Below are 20,382 nucleotides of genomic sequence, written 5' to 3' on the forward strand. Positions count from 1 at the left end.
TGGCTGCCGCCGATGGCCGCCGATGGGTTCGGGAGGAGGCTGGGAGTTCAATGTCACTTCTTCAGCCTTCGAGCAGATCGCATGACGCTTTTTGTAGTACTATTTTGGCAAATCGCCTTGCGGAAGCGCCAAACTTAGCCTGTACGACGTTTGATGGACAGCAGGCCCTCCGCCGAAACCACCGGGACGATGTTGGTGTAGTCGTCTATTGTTTGGGTGTTGGGCAGATCGAGATCGTGACCGGCAGCCGTAACGACGATCACATCGGCGCCTGCCGCGCGTCCGGCTTTGACTCCCGCCTCAACATCCTCAAAGACAAGACAATTTGCAGCCCGAAATCCCAGCCGCTTTGCGCCGAGGAGAAAACACTGAGGGTCCGGTTTGCCTACTGCGACATCGTCCCCGGTGACGATAACGTGCGGTTTGACTAGCCCAGCGGCTTCAAGTCGGCTTTGAGCGAGCTTCTTTGACGCAGATGTGACAATCGCCCACCGATCAACGGGAAGTGCAGCTAAGAACTCTGCGGCTCCCGCAATCGCAACGACCCCCTGAACGTCCTCGATCTCTGCTTTGGTAATCCTTGCAGCCTCGATCTCCGGGTCCAGCCCGGGAAGCTTCAGCCGACGAATAGTGTCGATCGCTCTTTGTCCATGCATTGTCGGCAGGAACGTGATTGGATCCAGGCCTTGGCGTTGCGCCCAAGCGCCCCAAACTCGCTCGGCGGCTGCTATGGACGTCAGAAGCGTCCCATCCAAATCGAAAAGGAAGGCCGAGAATTTCATATTTTCATTGATTTTCAACGGGAAAAGTATCCTCATCTGGTGTGCGCTAGGTTGTGGGTGAGCCGCGAAAAGGCTGGCCGATCTGGGTCTAGGCGGCCCTCTCAGTATGAACAAATGGCGTTTCATTCAGTGCAAAGGAATCTACCAGCTGGACGAGGTCGTCGACTTGCTCCGCAAGGCGGCGAGTGGCTGCGCCTGCCTCCTCGGCCATAGTGGCGTTGAGTTGCGTCACTCTTTCCATAGTGCTAACGGCGTCGTTGATGTCGTTGAGGCTTTTTGCCTGGCTTTGACTTGACAGAGCCAACTGGCCAACATCCCGGGAAACATCGCCAATCTTCAGCGCGATATCATCCAGGGCGTGGCCCGTTTGTTCAACAAAGTTTACCCCCGCGTCCACCTCGCTCGTAGAATGATGAATAAGAGCTCCGATTTCTTTCGCCGCCAAAGCGGCGCGTTGGGCAAGCTCTCTGACTTCATGCGCGACGACAGCAAATCCCTTCCCTGCTTCTCCAGCGCGGGCGGCCTCAACTCCCGCGTTCAACGCAAGCAGATTTGTCTGGAATGCAATACCGTCGATCACGCTGACGATACTCGTTATGCGATCGGACGCTTCCTTGATACGGGACATTGCGCCGATGGCATGTCCCACGACAACAAGTGAGCCATCTGCTTCCAGCTTGACCCGCTGCACGATCTCAGCGGCACTTGCTGCGCGCTCCGAGGCTTCCGCAACGGTTATGGTGATCTTTTCGATTGCTGTCGCAGTTTGTTCGATCGAGCCCGCTTGCTGTTCATTTCTGCGGGAAAGTTCTTCGGAGACTTCCGCGAGGAGCCGGCCATTGGTGTGAATTTCGGCTGACGTCGCTCGGACGTCCAGCATAGTCGAACTCAGGTCGCTGATGGTGCTGTTGAAGTCTCGTCTGAGTGTATCCAGATCCCCGGCAAACGAGACCTCGATAGTTTTCCGCAGATCTCTGCTCGCCATATTTTTAAGACCGTCCGCAAGCGACGTTACCGCAAATTCGATGTTTTTCTGAGTCGAAGCTCGTTCGCGTTCGTTTGTGTCCCGCTCCGACTCTGCCATCCGATGAAGCTCTTCCGTACGCGCCTGCATGGCAATCTTCTGAGCAGCGTTTTCCTTGAACACTGCAAGTGCACGCGCCATCTCTCCGATCTCATCTTTTCGCCGATCTCCGCCAATTGCAATGTCCAACGAACCAGCAGCCAAACGACGCATAACGTCAGTAATTGAACCGATCGGCCGCTTAAGCGTGATGACCAGTGCAACGCCCGATGCTATTGCGATCAGCAATCCAACAGCCATCGATGTGAGTGAGACAGAGTTCGCCAGCGACCGCTCAGTCGATGCCATCTGCCGTTGAGAGTCCGCAAATGCATCCATTTGTCCCCAGATCTCGTTGATTTTGTCAGTCGCGTAACGGTACTGCTCCTCGGAAGCGGCGCGATTGGCTTCCAGTCCGGTGGCACTTTCGCGCAAGTCGTCGGCGATCGCCTTAACCTTTCCGGGGATCTCGCCGAAGTAGGGATCAATCGCGGCCAACTCAGTCACCAAGCTTACCTCGGCGGTATAGACGAACAGGGCTCGCTCTACGCTCTTCACCTTATCCTCAGTCGGTTCGCCCAGAATGCTGGCAAGAGCAATTTTCACATCGCTGCTGTTGCTTACAATCGACCGGAGCTTTTTCGTCACCTTGTCGGCGTCGAGCGACCCGTCGCGGGAGCTGTTCAGATCGGTGGCTGCGTGATCGACGGCTGCCACACTCTGCGTCCGCAATCCTTTCGTTAGACCAGCCAAGTCGTTTGCAATGGCTAATTCCTCAGCCTGGTCCCCGGTTTCCTGATTCCCACTTCGTTTCGGGAGCGCCAAAACTCGGTCAGCTAAGCGCGTCCCGTCCCGCACACCGAATGAATTGAGAAGACGGTCAGATTTTGACAGTTTGCGTGCAAGGTTTTCTAAGGATGCTCGCACAGATGCTCCTTCAGGACGAAGAGACCAGCCATCCATCGACCGCAGTTGAATCTCAAGATCTTCGCAGTCGTTCAGAATGGATTGAAGGGCCAGCGTCTCGGAAAGCCTCGACTTTCGTTTGTTATCAAGCTGAGTGGCTTGGGCCACGATCTTGAAAGCGTGCTTGCCAAGTTCCAGCTGGAGGGAATTCAGTCCTGTCGAATTCTCCATATCTCGTTGACGTGTGACAGGATCGTTCGCGTAGCTTCCTGCGCCTTCCGTAATTCGGCAACATCCTGGGCGTCCGGAATTTCTTCGACCGTACGGTCGATTTCGCTGATCTGTGCTGTAGTTATGTCGGAGGCATGCGTGAATGTCGCATCATTTGGCTCGCGAAGAAATGTTGTAATGCCGGCGTAAACACCCTTAAATCCCGACAGGAGCCGGACCACGTCATTGGACACGTTTAATCGCGCTTCCAGAACCCCCGTTGCATAAAGTCCCGTGGCGCCTACCGCAATGATCGTCATCAGCAGCGGCAGAACCAGTATCACGACCTTCGTCTGTATTCTGAACCGTGCAAGCATCCTGTCCATTTTGCCCCCCAAAGCAGTTGGTCTCCGTGCCGACACTCTGACAGGAATAGCTTAAATTTACCTTTCTGTCTTACAAACTGTCACAAATTGATCTATATGTTCACGACAGGAAAGTAAGCGAGCGGACATTTGCCATCTGAATTAAACTAGTTGCAGTTCATCGAGGCAAATGTTCCATTCCGATCTAAGTGAAAATTGGATCGAGCGACCCGGAGGCATAACGCTTAGCCATCACCGAGACCGGAAGGGGTGTAATCCGCTCCGCCATGCCGGCAGTGCCGAACTGCTCGAAGCGCTCCTTGCAAAGCTTGGTCAGCGCGGCCATTGCTGGCTTCAGGTATTTGCGGGGATCGAATTCGCTCGGATCTTCCTGCAGGATCCGGCGGATCTGCCCGGTCATGGCCATCCGGCCATCAGTGTCGATATTCACCTTGCGAACGCCATTCTTGATGCCGCGCTGAATTTCCTCGATGGGCACGCCCCACGTGGGTTCCATCCGACCGCCATATTTGTTGATGATCTCCTGCAGCTCTATTGGAACTGACGACGAGCCGTGCATGACGAGATGCGTGTTTGGCAGCCTGCGGTGGATCTCTTCGATGACATTCATCGCCAGCACCGAACCATCTGGCTTGCGCGTGAATTTGTAAGCGCCGTGCGAGGTGCCCATGGCGATCGCAAGTGCATCGACCTGCGTCTCGCGCACGAATTTCGCCGCCTCGTCCGGGTTCGTCAGCAGCTGGTCATGAGACAGTTTGCCTTCGGCGCCGTGCCCGTCTTCGGCCTCTCCCATGCCCGTCTCCAGAGAGCCAAGCACACCGAGCTCGCCTTCGACGGAAATGCCGCCGAGATGCGCCATCTCGGTCACTCTTTTGGTCACGCCGACATTGTAGTCCCAGTCGGCGGGTGTCTTCGCATCCGCTTTCAGCGAGCCATCCATCATCACGGAGGTAAAGCCCGCCTGGATAGCCGTCATGCAGCTGGCCGGATCGTTGCCGTGGTCGAGATGGACGCAAACCGGGATATGCGGGTAGATTTCGACGACCGCGTCCATCATGTGCTTGAGCATGATGTCATGGGCATAGGCGCGCGCACCACGCGATGCCTGCATGATGACAGGCGCGCGGGCCGCATCCGCGGCTTCCATGATGGCGAGCGCCTGTTCCATGTTGTTGATATTGAAGACGGGAACGCCGTATCCCTCCTCCGCCGCGTGATCCAGCAACTGCCTGAGGGTTATCCTTGCCATCTGAATTCTCTTTCCCCGGGGTATTCGCAAACGCCGCCTGTACATTTCGTCACGAGGTGAAGCTAACTCTCGTCCGGCAACTCAAGCGTTCAGCACACGGCCGTAAGCATCGAGCACCGCTTCCTTCATCGTTTCGGACACGGTCGGATGCGGGAAGATCGTGTGCATCAGCTCTTCCTCGGTCGTCTCGAGGTTCATCGCCACGACGAAGCCCTGAATGAGCTCGGTGACTTCGGCGCCGACCATGTGGGCGCCGAGCAGTTCACCGGTCTTCTTGTCGAAGATCACCTTCACCATGCCCTGGTCTTCGCCGAGCGCGATCGCCTTGCCGTTCGCGGCGAAGGAGAAGCGGCCGACGCGGATGTCGCGGCCCAGCTCTTTGGCTTTCGCTTCGGTGATGCCGACAGAGGCGACCTGCGGATTGCAATAGGTGCAGCCCGGGACCTTGCCCTTGTCTGTGGGATGGACGTTCGGCAGGCCGGCGATCTTTTCGACGCAGACGACGCCCTCATGCTCTGCCTTGTGCGCCAGCATCGGTGGGCCGGCGACATCGCCGATCGCATAGATGCCGGCGACATTGGTCTTGCCGTAGCCGTCGATGACGACGCAGCCGCGGTCCGTCTTGACGCCGAGCGCCTCGAGGCCGAGATTCTCGATATTGCCCTGAACGCCGACGGCCGAAATCAGCCGGTCGGCAGTGATCTGCTGCACCTTGCCATCAGCCGTCTCGACATGGGCGGTGACGCTGCCGGCGCCCTTCTCGACCTTCGTGACCTTGGCGCTGGTGAAGATCTTGAGGCCGCGCTTTTCAAGCTGCTTGCGGGCGATTGCGGTTATTTCGGCATCCTCGACCGGCATGATGGTCGGCATGACTTCGACGACGGTCACGTCGACGCCCATCGAGCGGTAGAAGCTGGCGAATTCGATGCCGATCGCGCCCGAGCCCATGACGATCAGCGACTTCGGCAAAACATCCGGCTTCAGCGCCTCGAAATAGGTCCAGATCAGCTTGCCATCCGGCTCGATGCCAGGCAGCGCGCGCGGACGGGCGCCGGTGGCGATGATGATATGCTTGGCGGTATAGGTGCCTTCGCCGCTCTTGACGTTCTTCGGCAGCGGATGCTGCGGTTCGACAACGGGCTTCGACGACTTGCCGACAACGATCTCGCCGGGCTTGGTGATCTTCGCTTCGCCCCAGATGATGTCGATCTTGTTCTTCTTCATCAGGAAGCCGACGCCGGCATTCAGTCGGGCGGAGACGGCGCGCGAGCGGCCGACGACGGCCTTGGCATCCGGCTTGACCGTGCCCACGAGAACGAGGCCGAAATCCTTGAAGTGATTGGCGTGGTCGAGCACCTCGGCCGAGCGCAGCAGCGCCTTTGTGGGTATGCAGCCCCAGTTCAAGCAGATGCCGCCCATATGCTCGCGTTCGACGATCGCGGTCTTGAGGCCGAGCTGGCTGGCACGGATGGCGGCGACATAGCCGCCGGGACCCGAGCCGATGATGATGACGTCGTAGGACATCTGTTTTCCTTGAAAAGATTGGGGGATCCGTCACGACGTGTTCGTGTCGTAGCAAGATCCCCCGAGGCTGGGAGGAAACTAGATCAGCATGCTCATCGGGTTTTCGATGAGCGTTCGGAATTTTCCAATCAGCTCTGCGCCAAGAGCGCCATCCACCGCACGATGATCGGTTGACAACGTCACAGTCATTACGGTCGCGCTCGATAAATCGCCATGAGCGTTGACGACGGGCCTTTTCTCCCCAGAGCCGACAGCCAGGATTGTTGAATGGGGAGGATTGATGATTGCTGCGAATTCCTTGACCCCGAACATCCCGAGGTTCGATATCGCTCCTGTGCCACCCTGATACTCGACCGGCTTCAATTTCCCTGATCTGGCGCGTGCAGCCAGATCCTTCATCTCATTGGAGATCGTTGAAAGCGTCTTGGATTCCGCATGCCGGATGATCGGCGTGATCAGTCCGCCTGCCACGGAGACGGCAACTCCTACGTCAACGGAATGGTGGCGCAAGAGGTTCTCTTCCGTCCAAGACACGTTCGCGTCGGGCGTTGATCCGAGGGCCAGCGCATAGGCCTTGATGACCATGTCATTAACCGACAACTTATATTTCGGCGTGCCATCCGCCACTGGCGCCGACTCGTTCAGCTCGGTTCGCAACTTGAGCAAGGCATCGATATGGCAATCAACCGAGAGATAAAAATGCGGAATAGTTGTCTTTGCTTCCAGCAATCGCCGGGCGATCGTCCTTCGCATGGGTGTATGAGGTTGCAGATCGAACGTGCCTTCGGGGAACAGCTTCAGAGAGCCGTCAGAAGAACCTTGTTGGCCAATATTTTCAGCACCGGTAGGCGCTGGCAGAGCAACCGTCGCCTCAGCAACGCGAGCCTTCGAAACATCAGCGCTGACGATCCTTCCATATGGGCCGGTCCCGGCCACGGAACCCAAATCGATGCCGCCTTCTCGAGCCAGACGCCTTGCCAAAGGCGTAGCCCTGATTGCGCTTCCGGCATCAGCTGACACATTATGGTTTTGTGCGACCGGATTGGCGGTGGTCGCGTCGGAAGCCTCCACCGTCCCAGAAGCGGTGGGAGGAGACAGCTCAGGGGCGGCCTGATATTCCTCGCCCTCCTCGTAAACCCAAGCGACTGCTGACCCCACCGCGATATCAATGCCTTCTTCGCCAGTGACGTTTCGAAGAATGCCTGTTGCGGGGGAGTCTATTTCCATTGCCGCCTTGTCGGTTTCGATCTCGAACAGGACGTCGCCCTTCCCGACGCGGTCACCTTCCTTGAAATACCACTTCGAGATCTTGCCGGTCGCCATATCCATGTCGACCTTCGGAAGGATGATTTCTGTTGCCATACTATCGCGCTCCCCTCACAAGATCCCGCGCTGCATCGATAATGTCTGGGACTTGCGGAACGGCAGCCTTCTCAAGCTCCGGATTATACGGAATAGGCGTTTCGGAGCCCCCAAGCCGGACAATCGGTGCATCCAGATAGTCGAACGCGTCGCTTTCGGCGATCATCGCACTTATTTCTGCACCGACACCAAGCGTCTTGACGCCCTCATAGACGCAGAGGAGCCTCGTCGTCTTCTTCACACTTGCAATCACGGTCGCCCTGTCGATCGGCCGCACCGAACGAAGATCGATCACTTCGACATCAATGCCTTCGGCGGCGAGCCGTTCGGCTGCATCGAGTGACTTATGGACCATGATCGACGTCGCGACGATGCTCAGATCCTTGCCGTGTCGACGAATTTCCGCCTTGTCGAGAGGGACCGTATAATGACCTTCAGGAACTGGACCCTTCATTTTGTACAGAAGCTTGTGCTCAAAGATCATGACCGGGTCTGGATCGGCGACAGCGGCAAGCAGCATCCCTTTGACATCGTATGGTGTCGCAGGCTGGATAACCTTCAAGCCCGGCACATGTCCCAACCACGCCTCCAGGCTCTGGCTATGTTGGGCGGCCGCCCCTGTGCCAGAGCCGGCTGGAAACCGCATAACAACCGGCACTGACACTTCTCCGCCGAGCATGTAGCGTATTTTGGCTGCCTGATTGACAATTTGCTCCATCGCCAGCGCCGCGAAATCAGAGAACTGAAACTCGAAAATCGGTCTCAGTCCGGTCATCGCGGCACCAACCGCGACGCCTGCGCCGCCAAGCTCGGAAATGGGGGTGTCCATCACGCGATCCGGGCCGAACCTGTCGATGAGATCGCCGGTTACCTGAAACGCGCCACCATAAACGCCGATGTCTTCGCCCATCAGAATGACACGCTCGTCCGCTTCCATCGCAATTGCCATGGCTTCCTGGATAGCCTGGGAGTAGCTGAGTTCTCGAACACTCATGTCCATTTATGCCTGCTCCGTATAAACATTCTCAGACAACTCAGACACGTCAGGCGCGGGACTTGCTTTTGCGAATTCGATACCTGCTGCGATCTCATCGCGAACCGACTGCCGGATTCCATCGAGCTCTGCGTCATTGGCAAAACCGAATTCCTTCAGTTGCGCTTCGAACCGGACGATAGGATCCCGATTGCTCATCCAGTCGTCGATTTCGTCTTTGGTGCGGTAGCGGTTTCGGTCGCTTTTGGAGTGACCGCGGTAACGATAGGTCTTGCACTCGATGAGCGATGGTCCTTCTCCGCCCTTCGCACGTTCGACGGCGTTGTGCGTGGCTTCCGCCACCTCGGAGAGCACGTTGCCGTCAACGATTACCCCCGGCATGCTGTAGGCACTGGCGCGGTCGGCGATATTGGCAACTGCCGTCGAGCGCGCGGTCGAGGTCGACATGCCGTAGCCGTTATTCTCGCAAACAAAGATTACGGGCAGCTTCCAAACGGAAGCCATGTTCAAGGCTTCGTGGAAGGCACCTTCGTTGTTTGCGCCGTCACCAAAGAAGCAGACGACGACTTTTCCGGTCTTGAGCCGCTTGGATGTCAGCGCGGCACCAACGGCGATAGGCAAGCCGCCCCCGACGATTCCGTTTGCGCCGAGATTGCCGGTCGTGACGTCTGCAATATGCATGGAACCGCCGCGGCCGGCGCAATAGCCAGTCGTTTTACCGAAGAATTCTGCAAACATGCGTTTGACGTCAGCGCCCTTGGCAATGCAGTGCCCGTGGCCACGATGGGTCGAGGTGATCTGATCCTGTTGCGTCAGCGGGAGGCAAACGCCCATGGCGCTTGCTTCCTGGCCAATCGACAGATGCATCGTTCCGTGGATGAGACCACGCGTGTAGCTTTCCTCAGCGCCTTCCTCGAACTGGCGGATGAGGTGCATCTTCCGAAGAGCGTCCAGCAACTGCTCGCGCGTATATTGTCTGTAGATGAAGGGAAGATTGCTGGTCTCGGCACTCTTCATCGCTCTTGCTGAATTCGCCATTTATGCCTCCCTGCCGTAAACCAGAGCGTCTTGCTTTGCGCGCAAGGCTGCAAGACGAGAGCCTTCCGCCACCGATGCATTGCGGTAAGTAATCAGTTCGCCCTTCTTGATCGGCGCGGTGACCTTGCCTCCTTGCAGCATGCCGCACGGAATAGCAGAGGCACTTCGAGCTTCAGGCGCAGTCATGATCCATGCGCGATAGCAGTACTCGCCGATTGCATCGAGCTTTTCGCCGGGCTGAAGATCCTTCTTGGCCACTGCACACACCTCGGCGACAGGCGTAGACAGAGGGACCATGTCCGGCTTTCCGTAAAGAACGACACGGGCGCAGGTGAGCGGCACTTCCAATGAGGTCAGATGATACGGCCGGTGGAAGGTGAAATACGGCCCCTTCCCCATCTTCAGATCTTCCATGCGCTCCGAGATTCGCGGATGGGACATGTCGGCAACAACGAACACACCAGGGGCAACACCCTTTCCAATCGAATAGTCGACGACCCCGACCTTCGTCAGCACGCCGCCGTCCTTTTCAGGCACGAGTACCGTTGACAACTGGTCAAGCGTGGCCGCCGGCCCGTGCATGCCAGGTTTATCCGGCACAAGACCCGTGGCGTTTGCAATGGCGGCCATTTCCACCATCGTTTTCGAGCCGTCCACGAATTCGACAAGCATGCGGACGTTCATGTTTCGGCGAGCCGCTTCCTCGGCGTACTGGTCGGGGACCGCGTCGATGTTCAAGGGGTTATTTTTGCCTTTGCCTGCCGCAACGATTGGATGTCCCATCGCTGAAACAAACTCGATCAATTCGATACAAGATGATGGCTCGTCTCCGGCACCCAGGGAGTAAGTAACTCCGAGCCGCTCGGCCTCGCTTTTGAGATATGCACCAATCGTGACGTCCGCTTCCACGTTCATCATCACGAGGTGCTTGCCATGCTCCATGGCCGCCAGACCGATTTCCGCGCCCACGGCGGGGACACCAGTGGCATCGATCACGACATCGATCAGTCCGCTATTCAGGATATTGGCGGAATCGGCCGTGACGGCAATCTTCCCGTCCTCAATCACAGAGTTGAGCTGATCCGCGGTTGCGGCTTCACGATGATGGCCATCAGCCTGGTAAGCGATATCGACGGCTTCGCGGGCGCGGGCGAGGTTGAGATCGCAGATTGCCCCGATCGTGATTCCAGTCATGTGTGCGACGCGGGTGACGATGTCGGTCCCCATCTCCCCGCTGCCAATAAGGCCAATACGAATAGGTTTTCCGTCGGTCTCTCGACGCAGCAGATCGCGTGCGAGCCCGGTTGGCGCAACGTTGATGGGCATTCCATTCCTCCCAAATTCACTCGGGATGATTGGTAGTGTACATTTGTTATTTCGTCAACACGTATGTTCTTTATCGCTGCTGCATTAGGCGAAATTTCGTGGGTTTTGGTGCGTGGAGAGAACTTTTATCTCCACGATGAACACTCGGACAAACTTTGATTGCACGCGGAACTACAGCTACCGAAGCGGCTCGCGCCTCGCGCCGTTAATTATTGGCGTCTACGCTCGCTAAGGGCGTTCAGCTGTTGAATTGAGCAGCGCGGTCGCGGTCTGTTCGTCGGTCACAAAAGTGGTCGGCTTGATCGTAACAAGAGACGCCCGAAGCGCCTCCAGCTTTTCCGGCCCGCCCGAGATCAGGATGCGTTCGGGCGTGCGCCTCAGACGGTCGAGATTGACCGAGATAACCCGAGCGTTGACTTCGTGGTCAATGACATTCCCGTCCTTGTCAATGAAGTTGTAAAGAATATCTCCAACCGCGCCGGCGTCTATCAATGAGCGCCGATCCGCTTCACTCAGATATCCGGTGCGATAGCTTGTGGTTAGCGCAGAGATGCCCCCGACTGAGAGAAGTGCGACGTCCAGCTTATCTGCCATCTCAAAGATAGCGGCAAGGCCGCATCTCTCCAGCAACGCATGTTTTGTCTCCGGGCTGTCGACGACAGCGGGCGCCGTGACAAGGAAGCCCTCTCCCTTAAACAGCTCTGCGAACTGCCAAGCGAACTCTGCGGGATTAAAGCGACGGGCGGCAGAAATGCCGCCGAGCAGCGACACGACGCGGAAGTCATCAAGTGCGGCCCCGGCAATAAATGGCAATGTGTTGTAGAGGGTGCGCCCCCAACCCACACCGACGATCATGCCGGAATGCATTATTCCTGTGATTAGCGCTCCCGCTGCTGCTGCAATCACCTTGGTCGGATCACCTTCAGCATCTGCGAAGGGTGCGACAATTGCTTGTTTTATCCCGAAGGTTACCTCTAGCTCCCTTTCAAGAGCGATCATTTCGGAAAGCGCCGAAGATATAGTAACACGGACCTCGTTACGGCGGCGTGCTTCCGCAAGAAGCCTTACGACCATGACGCGATTTATGCCCAGGTGAGCAGCAATGTCGTTCTGCGTGTAATTCTCTATGTGATAAAGCCACGCCACTCGCGCCCGCAGCCTTTCAGACTCAGTCTGAACCATGACAACTGGAGGCGTGGTCTGCATTTAGCTTCCTTCCGGATGTTTCGAAATTAGGGCGGATAACGCCGTGAGGGGTTCACCGATCTTCCGCAAACGACCGCGGCGTCGCCGAGTTTTGAATTTCCTGTCCTGTACAAGATTTATCACCCAGTGGATAGATCGGTTCGATTGCTCCCTAAACAATCGCTGCAGCGCACAAATATGTTTTGAAAATTGACTATGTTCGCATTTCGCGCAAACGAACTGCCAAAAAAATGGTTGACAGGCGCCTATCATGAACACATTGTATTTTGTAATAGCAATTGTTCGCCTCTGAAAACGAACGAGAGCTACCGGAGCGGAGTGGAGGCCGCGCCAGACCTACTTGCCTCCATTGGCATTCAGCTGATTTATTCAGATTGGGAGGAGTACAACATGACAGTTTTAAGTTCGGGCGTATCCCGCCGCGGATTCCTGAGGCATTCCGCAGCTTTCGGGCTTGCTGCAGGCGCCGCCACGGCCCTCAGGCTGCCCGCGTTTGCGCAATCGGGTCTTCCAGATGTTCAATCCGTTTTGGACAAGATTTCCGTGAAAGACTATGTCCGCGAGGACTACCGCAAGCTCTACAAAATGTCTGATGATCCACTGTGGGATCCGGCGAAGGACTGGATTCGTACGGTAGACTGGGAAAAAGTTCGCTCGGAGCAGAGCGGAAAGACAGTCAGGTTTGCTGTAGGCGCTGCCGACCAGGAGTCTGCGGCCGAGGGGCTTAAGCCCTTTGAACAGCTGTCGGGCATCACGGTCGAACTGGTTCCCATCCCGGACGATAGCTTCTACGATAAGGCGGTTTCGGAGTTCATTTCCGGCAACGCCTCCTTCGATGCTCTGCAGTTCTTCTCGCCCTGGCTTGGAGACTTTGCGGGGCCAGGATTTCTCGCCGATCTCAGCGAATACGCAGAGAAATGGAAACTACCACTCGACGACTTCTATGACACCTACCGTCTGAACTACGGCTACGTCGGCGGCAAGCTTGTCGGCATTCCGTTCGACTGCGACGTTCAGATGGTGCACCTGCGAAAGTCGATCATTGAGAAGATACTTGGCGGACCCATTGATCGAGCTCAATCGGTACCGAGCTACGACGAACTCATTCGCATCACTGCCGAAGCAAACAAGCTCGGTGGTGGCGTGGCCGGCGTGGGCTTAATGGCGGCCCGTGGTTTCTGGGCAACTTACACATGGGAGCATATCGCGGCACAAGCCGGTCTTTCCCTGTTTGATAGCCAATGGAATCCGCAACTCACAAGCGATGCCGGAATGAAAGCTATGGATATCATCATGGCTCTTCAGAAAAATGCCATCGAAGGCGTTTCCGGTGCAGGCTGGGGTGAAAACCGTGCCGCCTGGCTTGGTGGCCAGGTTGCAACAAACATCAGCTGGCAGGACAGCGGCACGCAAGCCATGCGGCCTGATCAGTCGAAGATCGTCGATGACTTCGTTACGATCTACGAGCCGCGGATTTCGGGCGGTGTATTCGCCCCGCCGAACATTGCCGGTTCGACCTCCTGTGTTGCGGCCACGTCGCAAAATCCCGAGGGCGCGTTCCTTATGCTCGCGTTCCTCACGACTTCGTCTATCATGGCGATGAACGAAGCCAATGCGAATGGCGTTGCTCCAGGCTACCGTTCCGTCCTCGGAAACGAACGTCTTCGGGCTGTAAGCCAACCCATGAAGGTCTGGGCGGACAGCCTGGAGCACGCATGGTGCGCACCCCGCATTCCTGGGATGTTCGAAATGGAGCAGGCACTCGGGAATGAAATCAATCGGGCGGTCACCGGTCAGATTTCAGCTAAGGAAGCCCTGGAGAACGGGGAAAAGGCCTGGAAGAGTATCCTGGAGAAGAATGGCTTTTCCGGTGGAAACGGCCCGATCGCTTACGCGGATGCGGAGCCAGGGCTTTATGTAGGTAAAGGCAAGGCATTGCCATTCTAAGATGATGACACATTCCGCTCAAGAACTTGAAACGGAGGCGGCGTTTGCCGCCTCCCCCATCAAGATAACCGCTAGACCTCGTCCCCGTTCGGCTACGGCGAGGAAGGCCTTCCCGTATCTCTTAGTTGGACCTGCTGTAGCCTACCTGCTCGCGATTACCCTGTATCCAGGCCTATTCGCGATGTACCAAAGCCTCTTTGTAGTCAAGTTCGTAAACTGGTCTTGGGTCGGGCTCGGCAACTACACGCGAATAATCCAAGACCGCGAATTCTGGGCCGCTCTGGGGAACACCGCTATCATCGGCGGCATATCCCTCGCCCTGCAGTCCGTGATCGCGATGGCTGTGGCCTTCTTCTGTTACCGCGACCCGTTTGTCCGCGGCTGGCGGATCATTTTCCTGATGCCGATGCTGTTCATGCCCTCGGCAGTGGCATTCATCTGGAAGCTGGCGTTCAATGACGGCCGCGTAATCTCCGATATCCTCATGTCGATCGGAGTGGTCTCTAACAATGTCGACTGGCTTGCGTCCATCTGGCTCGCCAGACTGACACTGATCGTCGCGGACGTATGGCAGTGGACGCCCTTTCTTTTCATCATCTTTGTCGGCGGCCTTCAGGGGCAGGACGAGGAGATTGAGGAAGCGGCCCGCTTGGACGGGGCAAGCTGGAGCAGCATTTTCTGGAACATCTCACTGCCGATGATGAAGCCTATCATCGTGGTTGCCGTAACGCTGCGCGGCATCGACATCACAACAATGTTCACGAACGTATACATCATGACCCAAGGCACACCAGGCGGTGCGACGGAGACGATGAGCTTCTTCATCTATCGTCAGGGCTTCAGGATGTTCAATTTCGGATACGCGTCCGCGGCATCGGTGCTGATGCTGATCTTCACGATCGTAATCGCACAAACCGTCGTGAAGCGCGCATTCAAATCCGGGAAATCATGACATGGCCAGTATTCGAAAAAGCGGCGGTGAGAGCCTCCTCCTTCGCTACGTCATCCTTGTCGCATGGGCGCTCGTTTGTCTCGTTCCCATTGTTTGGTTCCTGACAATCGGCTTCAGGCCAAGAACGGAAATCATTGTGCCGAGGCCGATCTACTGGCCCACCTGGAGCTTGGACGCCTGGCGCCTGCTCGTCAGCGACTGGCCGATAGCGTCCTATCTTAGAAACTCAGTCGTTGCGGTCGCAGGTTCGGTCGTGATTGATTTGATTTTGGCGATTCCGGCAGCCTTCGCCTTGGCTCGTTATGAGTTCCGCGGGCGAGAGGACATTGGCTTTTACATCCTGTCGACGCGGATGATGGCGCCGGCCATCGTTGCGGTGCCAATCTTCTTTCTGTTCAAGAATATGGGTTTGCTAGATTCCGTTTGGGCTCTGATGCTCATTTACGCGGCGATCAACCTCAGCCTCGTCACTTGGATCATTCGCAGCTACATGCTCGATATTCCAAAAGAACTGGAAGACGCTGCCCGTACCGACGGCGCGGGAGATTTGACCATTCTTTGGGAAATAATGATCCCGGCGTGCCTTCCCGGTATCATAACGGCTGCGGTGATCGCCTCAATCTTCGCAATCAACGAATTTCTCTTCACCCTCCTCATCGCATCGACCTCAAAGGCCTACACGATGTCCGTTGCGCTCGCCAACTTCACAGGCGGCTCCGACGGGGTGATCTACAACGCAATTGCACTCGTCTCGTTCCTCGCATTCGCTCCGATCTTGATCCTCGTTATCTTGATCCAGAAGCATCTCTCGCGCGGCCTCACGATGGGCGCTGTGAAAGGATAATTCCATGGCCTCTATTGAACTTAAGAATGTCGTGAAGAGCTTTGGCTCCTTCTTTGGTGTCAAAGACGTGAGTCTCGATATCGCTGACGAGGAGTTTCTCGTCCTCTTGGGGCCATCCGGCTGCGGCAAAACAACAACCATGCGCATGATTGCCGGTCTGGAACAACCTACTGGGGGGGAGATTCGCATAGACGGCAACGTTATGAACGAAGTCGATGCTCGAGATCGAGACGTTGCCATGGTCTTCCAGGGCTATGCTCTGTACCCGAACATGTCGGTCTATGAGAACATTCGGTTTCCCTTGAGAATGAGGCGCATTCCAAAGGACAAGCATGACGGCCTCGTTCGTCGGGCCGCGGATATGGTTGAGCTCGGACCGTTTCTCGAACGCAAGCCTGGCGCGCTTTCGGGTGGTCAGAGACAGCGCGCTGCGCTCGCGCGTGCTATTGTTCGCCAGCCGCAAGTCTTCCTCATGGACGAGCCGCTTTCCAACCTCGATGCAAAGCTTCGTGCCAGCATGCGTGTCCAGATCAAGCACATGCAGCGCGACCTGAAGGTGACCACGGTGTACGTGACCCACGACCAGATCGAGGCAATGACGCTTGCTGATCGGATCGTCATCATGAACAAGGGCGTAATTCAGCAGATCGGCACCCCCGATGAAATCTATTCGAACCCGGCAAATACGTTCGTAGCCGGGTTCATCGGATCGCCCCCTATGAACTTGGTGTCGGGATTGGCGCAAGGTGGAGCTTTTTCGGCTCCCGGCGTGAAGGTCGCTTGCCCGGCTAAGCTGTCCGGCCAAGTTACCCTCGGTTTCCGGCCGGAGGATTGCGTGGTTGGTGGCGAAAATCTCCAAGGCGTCGTTTACGGTGTCGAGCCGACCGGGGACATCACCTACCTGTCCGTCCGCACCCCAGAGAGGACCTTTGAAATCAAAGCCGGCCGGGATTTCCGGGCAAAAATAGATTCCACCATATCGATCGGGTTCGATTCTAGCCGGCTCTACTACTTCGACAGTGACGGCGACAGGATCGGAGTTCAATGATGTCGGCGGCCTTTGATTTCAGTTGCGTCGGCTTTTACACTTTCGATGCTCTTTGCCGACCTGTCACGGAAATCCCTCCAGAGGGGCAAACGCTTTTCGTGGAAGACTTTACGCTTGCCGTATCCGGAGCGGCCGGATCCGCTGCGATTGTAGCTGCCAAGTACGGGCTTCGGGTACAAGCGGTCGGCGGAGTGGGCTATGATGACATGGGCGACTGGGTCCGTATGAAGCTTCAGTCTTTCGGCGTAGACACGACGATGATGCGGCGCTACGAGGGCTACACAACATCCTGCTCCATCGTGACGACTCGGCCGAACGGTCAGCGACCGGCACTCCACAAGCGCGGTGCGACCGATGCGTTCTTCGTATCAGATTCGGAAATAGATCGAGTCCTCGACACCAAAATCCTGCATGTGGGGGGAGTCGGCCTGATGAACCGGATGGATGACTGTGGTCGTACGGCCGAACTCATGGCTGAAGCGCGTCGCCGCGGTGTGACAACAACGCTCGACGTCTTCGCTTCAACGTCAGACGATCTCCCTAAGGTCGAAGCTCTTTTGCCCTACACGGACTACTTTCTTCCCTCTGAAGAGGAAGCCCGGGCGCTCTCTGGGATGACCCACAACAAGGAGCTGGCGGATTTTCTTCTTGGCAGAGGCGCGAAATGCGTCATTCTGACCCTGGGAGCAGAGGGCGCCTATTACCATGACCAGTCCGGCCTGGAGTTCCACTCGCCGGCGTTCAAGGTCGATGTGAAGTGCACATGCGGATGTGGTGATTGCTTTAACGGCGGATTCGCGAGCGGTTTGATAAAGGGACTGTCGCCTCGAGATGCAGTCGAACTCGGCCAAGCGTCGTCCGCATTGAATGCGACGGGTCTGGGAAGCCAGGCTGGCGTGCGAGATTATGATGCCACTCGGACATTTATAAAGAGGACATCGAGGCGCGGGTTGGGTTATGATGTCTCGGACCTAGAACACGCGCAATGAGACAAGGAGGTCAGTCGGGATGTCGCAGGAATTCGCTCCACAGACAACGCAGCTTAAAGACGCGTTGAGGGCATTGCGCTATAACCTCCGAAAGGGGCGAGACTCGGTACGAGCGACTGCGCCCCGTCGGCTCCCGGCGCCCGCATCTGGCCTAGCTCTTTCCGCTCTCAACGAGGTTGAGATTGTGGCTCGCAACCTTGATCATTTTGTCTGCAATGTTGCGCATTCCGTCTTGGGCGAAAGGACGAAAATCCCCACAAGCCTGCGCGCGATCATTGCTTCTCCGAGGCCGGAGCAAGAGTTTTCAGTCACCTATTATGAGACGATGAAGCTCGTATTGAGTCGCATCGGTGCCAAAAGAGCGCTGGCCAATCAAAGTGCCGGCCGTCGAGCCTTTGCGCAACTTGCACGTTCTCAAGATGTCTTCGAACTGGCAGCCCAATTGACACTGTACCTGGCCGATGATGGGTCGATAGCGATTGACCAGTTGGACGAACAATCCCCCGTCACGCGTTCCGGAGCGAATGTCGTCGCAGTTTTTGCAGGGTTACTCTCAATGCTGGCGGATCCAGATGAACCCGACCGTGAGGCAATGATTCCCGCTGCAACCGAGCTTGCGCTGGCTCTTCAAGAAAAGGTCTTAGATTTATATCATAAGAAAGATACCTCAGCGCTGGCCGCGCTTCTTGAACGGTGCGCCAACCATGTTTGATCTATCGCGCTCAATCCGCAACCTTCCGGGAACCAACAAGCCGCTCAGAGTGGCCGTCAGGCAGCTACGCTGGTTCAAGGAAGCTTTTCGGTCGCATGCCGACTTTTGCGGCAAAGCGATGGAGTGCGATTTTTGCGTTGACGAGATCAAGCTGGCTGGAGCATTCGTTCGTTGGCTGGACAGCATCGATCGGCAGAAGCCAAAGGATAAGGTCGAGCGACACGACTTTTTTCGATTCGCACCCTCTCTTGTATTGCGCGAACTCGTAGCGGACATGCCGATTAGGGCAGCATGTGCCCCCGCCGGCGTCGATCCGACATCGGCAGCTGCGTTTTGGCCTGAAGGATATGTCGCAACGACGTTTTGTTTGACGGTATACGCAGCGACGATGGACCAGGAGTTTCACATCGACGTCCATGTCAGCGAGATGGTTGATGATCTTCGTAGCTGGTGGTCTTTCCGCGAGAATGCGAGTAACGATACGGAATACGCGGCTGGCTTTTTCCAGATGTTGCTTGGCAACGAGCCGAACTGGTGGATGCCGACCAATTTCAGCGCTCGCACTCGCAATGTCCCAACCCAAGACAGCACAGAGATTAATTGCTCCCCCGAATAAGTTTCATGTCTCGCTGCGTGCCGCCCGATGGCTAGCTAGTGGAGCCAGGCGCACGATCCTGATGGAGCCCACTACAATTTTCGCTGGGGTGCTGACACAAGGCGGGTAGTTTCAGGTGCTATCAAGCGGAGGGAGCGTGCCGCCAAATCATCGCTGTCCACCAGCGCCGAGCTGGTTGTTTTTCCTATACTTGAAAGATGGTCGGTGCGTTTCGGCAGTCTGGAGTCGCTTTCCTCGGATTTTGGCAAACGACCAATAAACAGCAAGCACGCGCCCGACTGACAGAAAAAATGAACCCCGTCAGAGATGAGATTGAGGCTATCTCGTCGGATTTAGTTCGGCATAGACGAAGTGGAGCGGTTGGCAGATGCGATCAAGGCACTTCCTCCGGCCGAGGGTGTCGATGACGTTCTGCTTCCTGGAGAGCGTGGCTTTGCCATCGCAGACGCACGGATCGAGACCGGAATTCCTTTGGCCGCCGGCTCGGCCAACCGACTGTTGGCCGAGGCGAAGAAATATCACATTGAGGGGCCGACCGCGCTGACGTGAACGGCTGCCACTATCGGCCGAAAAGCTCGGCAAACCGCGCGACGTGTGCTTCGGATTTCGGCGATCCTTACGAAATCGCAGTCGCTTGACGATGTACATATGCGGTTTCTCGCACAATGACGGGACAAGCACTAAGGCCTTGGGATTTCGCGAGACGCTCGCCCTTCTTTACAGCGAAAATACCGTCTCGGGGGTTTAGTCGAGCTGTCCTTCGATCCGGAGGCAGCCGCGCTGCCAGTCCATGATGGTCGCACCTCAGCACCGCGGAGTATGCGGCCAAGGACGCGACGATTATCGACCGTCCCTCATCCAAAATGTGGCGCAACCTTGATGGGCGGATGGGACTTCCTCCAAGGGTGTCGAACGGCCGCACCTCATGCAGATGAGCTAAGTGCTTGATAAGCGGCTTTCCAAGCATAACGCCTATTTGTGGGACTATTGCACGCTCAATCGACGCGCCTGACGCGATTTCGGCTGCGAGACCCCATGAATCCATCGTCTGCCCCGTGAATGCTTACGACTTCGATTTTGATAGCTTCCACGATCAGCTCGTGGCCTCGACCATTAGAACTCCATTAGCGTTTACGACGGTTAAGTTGTAAGCATACGGTGAAGGCCGCTGGTCACGCCGCTTGAGCGTCGATGGTCGGCGGTGTCCAGTTCCATGGAAGCAGTTGCT

The 20,382-nt window shown here is 56.6% G+C and carries 18 protein-coding genes; 8 read left to right on the forward strand and 10 right to left on the reverse strand.

All coding sequences use genetic code 11. From position 1 onward, the window contains the following. Positions 1-134 precede the first annotated feature (134 nt). From BS629_RS20300 to BS629_RS20345, 10 genes are all read right to left on the reverse strand, one after another. Positions 135-782 (reverse strand): HAD-IA family hydrolase, encoded by a 648-nt coding sequence (locus tag BS629_RS20300; RefSeq protein ID WP_165505595.1) that lies wholly within the window; start codon positions 780-782, stop codon positions 135-137. Positions 783-870: 88 nt separating this feature from the next. Further along, complete coding sequence (locus tag BS629_RS20305; RefSeq protein WP_077988407.1) at positions 871-2,982, reverse strand: methyl-accepting chemotaxis protein; 2,112 nt, start codon at positions 2,980-2,982, stop codon at positions 871-873. Next, positions 2,961-3,347, reverse strand: coding sequence for a hypothetical protein (locus BS629_RS20310; protein WP_077988408.1), 387 nt, complete (start codon positions 3,345-3,347; stop codon positions 2,961-2,963). The genes BS629_RS20305 and BS629_RS20310 overlap by 22 nt, the downstream gene beginning before the upstream one ends. A gap of 184 nt (positions 3,348-3,531) precedes the next feature. Further along, the gene (fba, locus tag BS629_RS20315; protein ID WP_077988409.1) at positions 3,532-4,596 is read right to left on the reverse strand and encodes a class II fructose-bisphosphate aldolase; all 1,065 of its coding nucleotides are present in this window, start codon (positions 4,594-4,596) and stop codon (positions 3,532-3,534) included. An 81-nt stretch (positions 4,597-4,677) separates the two neighbouring features. Continuing rightward, complete coding sequence (lpdA, locus tag BS629_RS20320) at positions 4,678-6,120, reverse strand: dihydrolipoyl dehydrogenase (RefSeq protein WP_077988410.1); 1,443 nt, start codon at positions 6,118-6,120, stop codon at positions 4,678-4,680. A gap of 78 nt (positions 6,121-6,198) precedes the next feature. Then, positions 6,199-7,482 (reverse strand): pyruvate dehydrogenase complex dihydrolipoamide acetyltransferase, encoded by a 1,284-nt coding sequence (locus BS629_RS20325; RefSeq protein WP_077988411.1) that lies wholly within the window; start codon positions 7,480-7,482, stop codon positions 6,199-6,201. Position 7,483: 1 nt separating this feature from the next. Next, positions 7,484-8,482 carry an alpha-ketoacid dehydrogenase subunit beta gene (locus BS629_RS20330; protein ID WP_077988412.1) on the reverse strand — a complete coding sequence of 333 codons (999 nt, stop codon included), beginning with the start codon at positions 8,480-8,482 and terminating at the stop codon, positions 7,484-7,486. After that, a complete protein-coding gene (locus tag BS629_RS20335) occupies positions 8,483-9,514 on the reverse strand; it encodes a thiamine pyrophosphate-dependent dehydrogenase E1 component subunit alpha (protein ID WP_077988413.1) in 1,032 nt (343 codons plus the stop codon). Next, entirely contained in the window at positions 9,515-10,840 is a 1,326-nt protein-coding gene (locus BS629_RS20340; RefSeq protein ID WP_077988414.1) for an NAD(P)H-dependent oxidoreductase, read from the reverse strand. A gap of 228 nt (positions 10,841-11,068) precedes the next feature. Next, the gene (locus tag BS629_RS20345) at positions 11,069-12,046 is read right to left on the reverse strand and encodes a sugar-binding transcriptional regulator (protein WP_077988415.1); all 978 of its coding nucleotides are present in this window, start codon (positions 12,044-12,046) and stop codon (positions 11,069-11,071) included. 195 nt (positions 12,047-12,241) lie between these two features. On the opposite strand from BS629_RS20345, the gene BS629_RS20350 reads away from it, so the two are divergent. The 8 genes from BS629_RS20350 to BS629_RS20385 all read left to right on the forward strand — a co-directional run bounded on the left by BS629_RS20350 (position 12,242) and on the right by BS629_RS20385 (position 19,703). Then, the gene (locus BS629_RS20350; RefSeq protein WP_245315096.1) at positions 12,242-13,993 is read left to right on the forward strand and encodes an ABC transporter substrate-binding protein; all 1,752 of its coding nucleotides are present in this window, start codon (positions 12,242-12,244) and stop codon (positions 13,991-13,993) included. A 4-nt stretch (positions 13,994-13,997) separates the two neighbouring features. After that, entirely contained in the window at positions 13,998-14,945 is a 948-nt protein-coding gene (locus tag BS629_RS20355; protein WP_077988427.1) for a carbohydrate ABC transporter permease, read from the forward strand. A 1-nt stretch (position 14,946) separates the two neighbouring features. Beyond that, positions 14,947-15,789: a carbohydrate ABC transporter permease gene (locus BS629_RS20360; protein ID WP_027687010.1), complete on the forward strand. Its 843-nt coding sequence runs from the start codon at positions 14,947-14,949 to the stop codon at positions 15,787-15,789. Positions 15,790-15,793: 4 nt separating this feature from the next. Continuing rightward, the gene (locus tag BS629_RS20365; protein WP_077988417.1) at positions 15,794-16,837 is read left to right on the forward strand and encodes an ABC transporter ATP-binding protein; all 1,044 of its coding nucleotides are present in this window, start codon (positions 15,794-15,796) and stop codon (positions 16,835-16,837) included. Continuing rightward, the gene (locus BS629_RS20370; protein WP_077988418.1) at positions 16,837-17,826 is read left to right on the forward strand and encodes a carbohydrate kinase family protein; all 990 of its coding nucleotides are present in this window, start codon (positions 16,837-16,839) and stop codon (positions 17,824-17,826) included. Before BS629_RS20365 ends, BS629_RS20370 begins: the two co-directional genes overlap by 1 nt. A gap of 184 nt (positions 17,827-18,010) precedes the next feature. Then, positions 18,011-18,538 carry a hypothetical protein gene (locus BS629_RS20375; RefSeq protein WP_131604732.1) on the forward strand — a complete coding sequence of 176 codons (528 nt, stop codon included), beginning with the start codon at positions 18,011-18,013 and terminating at the stop codon, positions 18,536-18,538. Continuing rightward, the gene (locus BS629_RS20380; RefSeq protein WP_077988420.1) at positions 18,531-19,154 is read left to right on the forward strand and encodes a hypothetical protein; all 624 of its coding nucleotides are present in this window, start codon (positions 18,531-18,533) and stop codon (positions 19,152-19,154) included. The genes BS629_RS20375 and BS629_RS20380 overlap by 8 nt, the downstream gene beginning before the upstream one ends. A gap of 360 nt (positions 19,155-19,514) precedes the next feature. Beyond that, positions 19,515-19,703: a hypothetical protein gene (locus tag BS629_RS20385; protein WP_077988421.1), complete on the forward strand. Its 189-nt coding sequence runs from the start codon at positions 19,515-19,517 to the stop codon at positions 19,701-19,703. Positions 19,704-20,382: the final 679 nt, after the last annotated feature.

It is taken from the genome of Rhizobium leguminosarum bv. viciae USDA 2370 (assembly GCF_002008365.1).
In the GTDB taxonomy this organism is placed as follows: domain Bacteria; phylum Pseudomonadota; class Alphaproteobacteria; order Rhizobiales; family Rhizobiaceae; genus Rhizobium; species Rhizobium leguminosarum.

Excerpts from the sequence above, each read along its gene's own strand:
- BS629_RS20300 (WP_165505595.1), bottom strand. The coding sequence starts at position 782 with ATGAAATTCTCGGCCTTCCTTTTCGATTTGGATGGGACGCTTCTGACG.
- BS629_RS20305 (WP_077988407.1), bottom strand. The coding sequence starts at position 2,982 with ATGGAGAATTCGACAGGACTGAATTCCCTCCAGCTGGAACTTGGCAAG.
- BS629_RS20310 (WP_077988408.1), bottom strand. The coding sequence starts at position 3,347 with ATGGACAGGATGCTTGCACGGTTCAGAATACAGACGAAGGTCGTGATA.
- fba (WP_077988409.1), bottom strand. The coding sequence starts at position 4,596 with ATGGCAAGGATAACCCTCAGGCAGTTGCTGGATCACGCGGCGGAGGAG.
- lpdA (WP_077988410.1), bottom strand. The coding sequence starts at position 6,120 with ATGTCCTACGACGTCATCATCATCGGCTCGGGTCCCGGCGGCTATGTC.
- BS629_RS20325 (WP_077988411.1), bottom strand. The coding sequence starts at position 7,482 with ATGGCAACAGAAATCATCCTTCCGAAGGTCGACATGGATATGGCGACC.
- BS629_RS20330 (WP_077988412.1), bottom strand. The coding sequence starts at position 8,482 with ATGGACATGAGTGTTCGAGAACTCAGCTACTCCCAGGCTATCCAGGAA.
- BS629_RS20335 (WP_077988413.1), bottom strand. The coding sequence starts at position 9,514 with ATGGCGAATTCAGCAAGAGCGATGAAGAGTGCCGAGACCAGCAATCTT.
- BS629_RS20340 (WP_077988414.1), bottom strand. The coding sequence starts at position 10,840 with ATGCCCATCAACGTTGCGCCAACCGGGCTCGCACGCGATCTGCTGCGT.
- BS629_RS20345 (WP_077988415.1), bottom strand. The coding sequence starts at position 12,046 with ATGCAGACCACGCCTCCAGTTGTCATGGTTCAGACTGAGTCTGAAAGG.
- BS629_RS20350 (WP_245315096.1), top strand. The coding sequence starts at position 12,242 with ATGTTCGCATTTCGCGCAAACGAACTGCCAAAAAAATGGTTGACAGGC.
- BS629_RS20355 (WP_077988427.1), top strand. The coding sequence starts at position 13,998 with ATGACACATTCCGCTCAAGAACTTGAAACGGAGGCGGCGTTTGCCGCC.
- BS629_RS20360 (WP_027687010.1), top strand. The coding sequence starts at position 14,947 with ATGGCCAGTATTCGAAAAAGCGGCGGTGAGAGCCTCCTCCTTCGCTAC.
- BS629_RS20365 (WP_077988417.1), top strand. The coding sequence starts at position 15,794 with ATGGCCTCTATTGAACTTAAGAATGTCGTGAAGAGCTTTGGCTCCTTC.
- BS629_RS20370 (WP_077988418.1), top strand. The coding sequence starts at position 16,837 with ATGTCGGCGGCCTTTGATTTCAGTTGCGTCGGCTTTTACACTTTCGAT.
- BS629_RS20380 (WP_077988420.1), top strand. The coding sequence starts at position 18,531 with ATGTTTGATCTATCGCGCTCAATCCGCAACCTTCCGGGAACCAACAAG.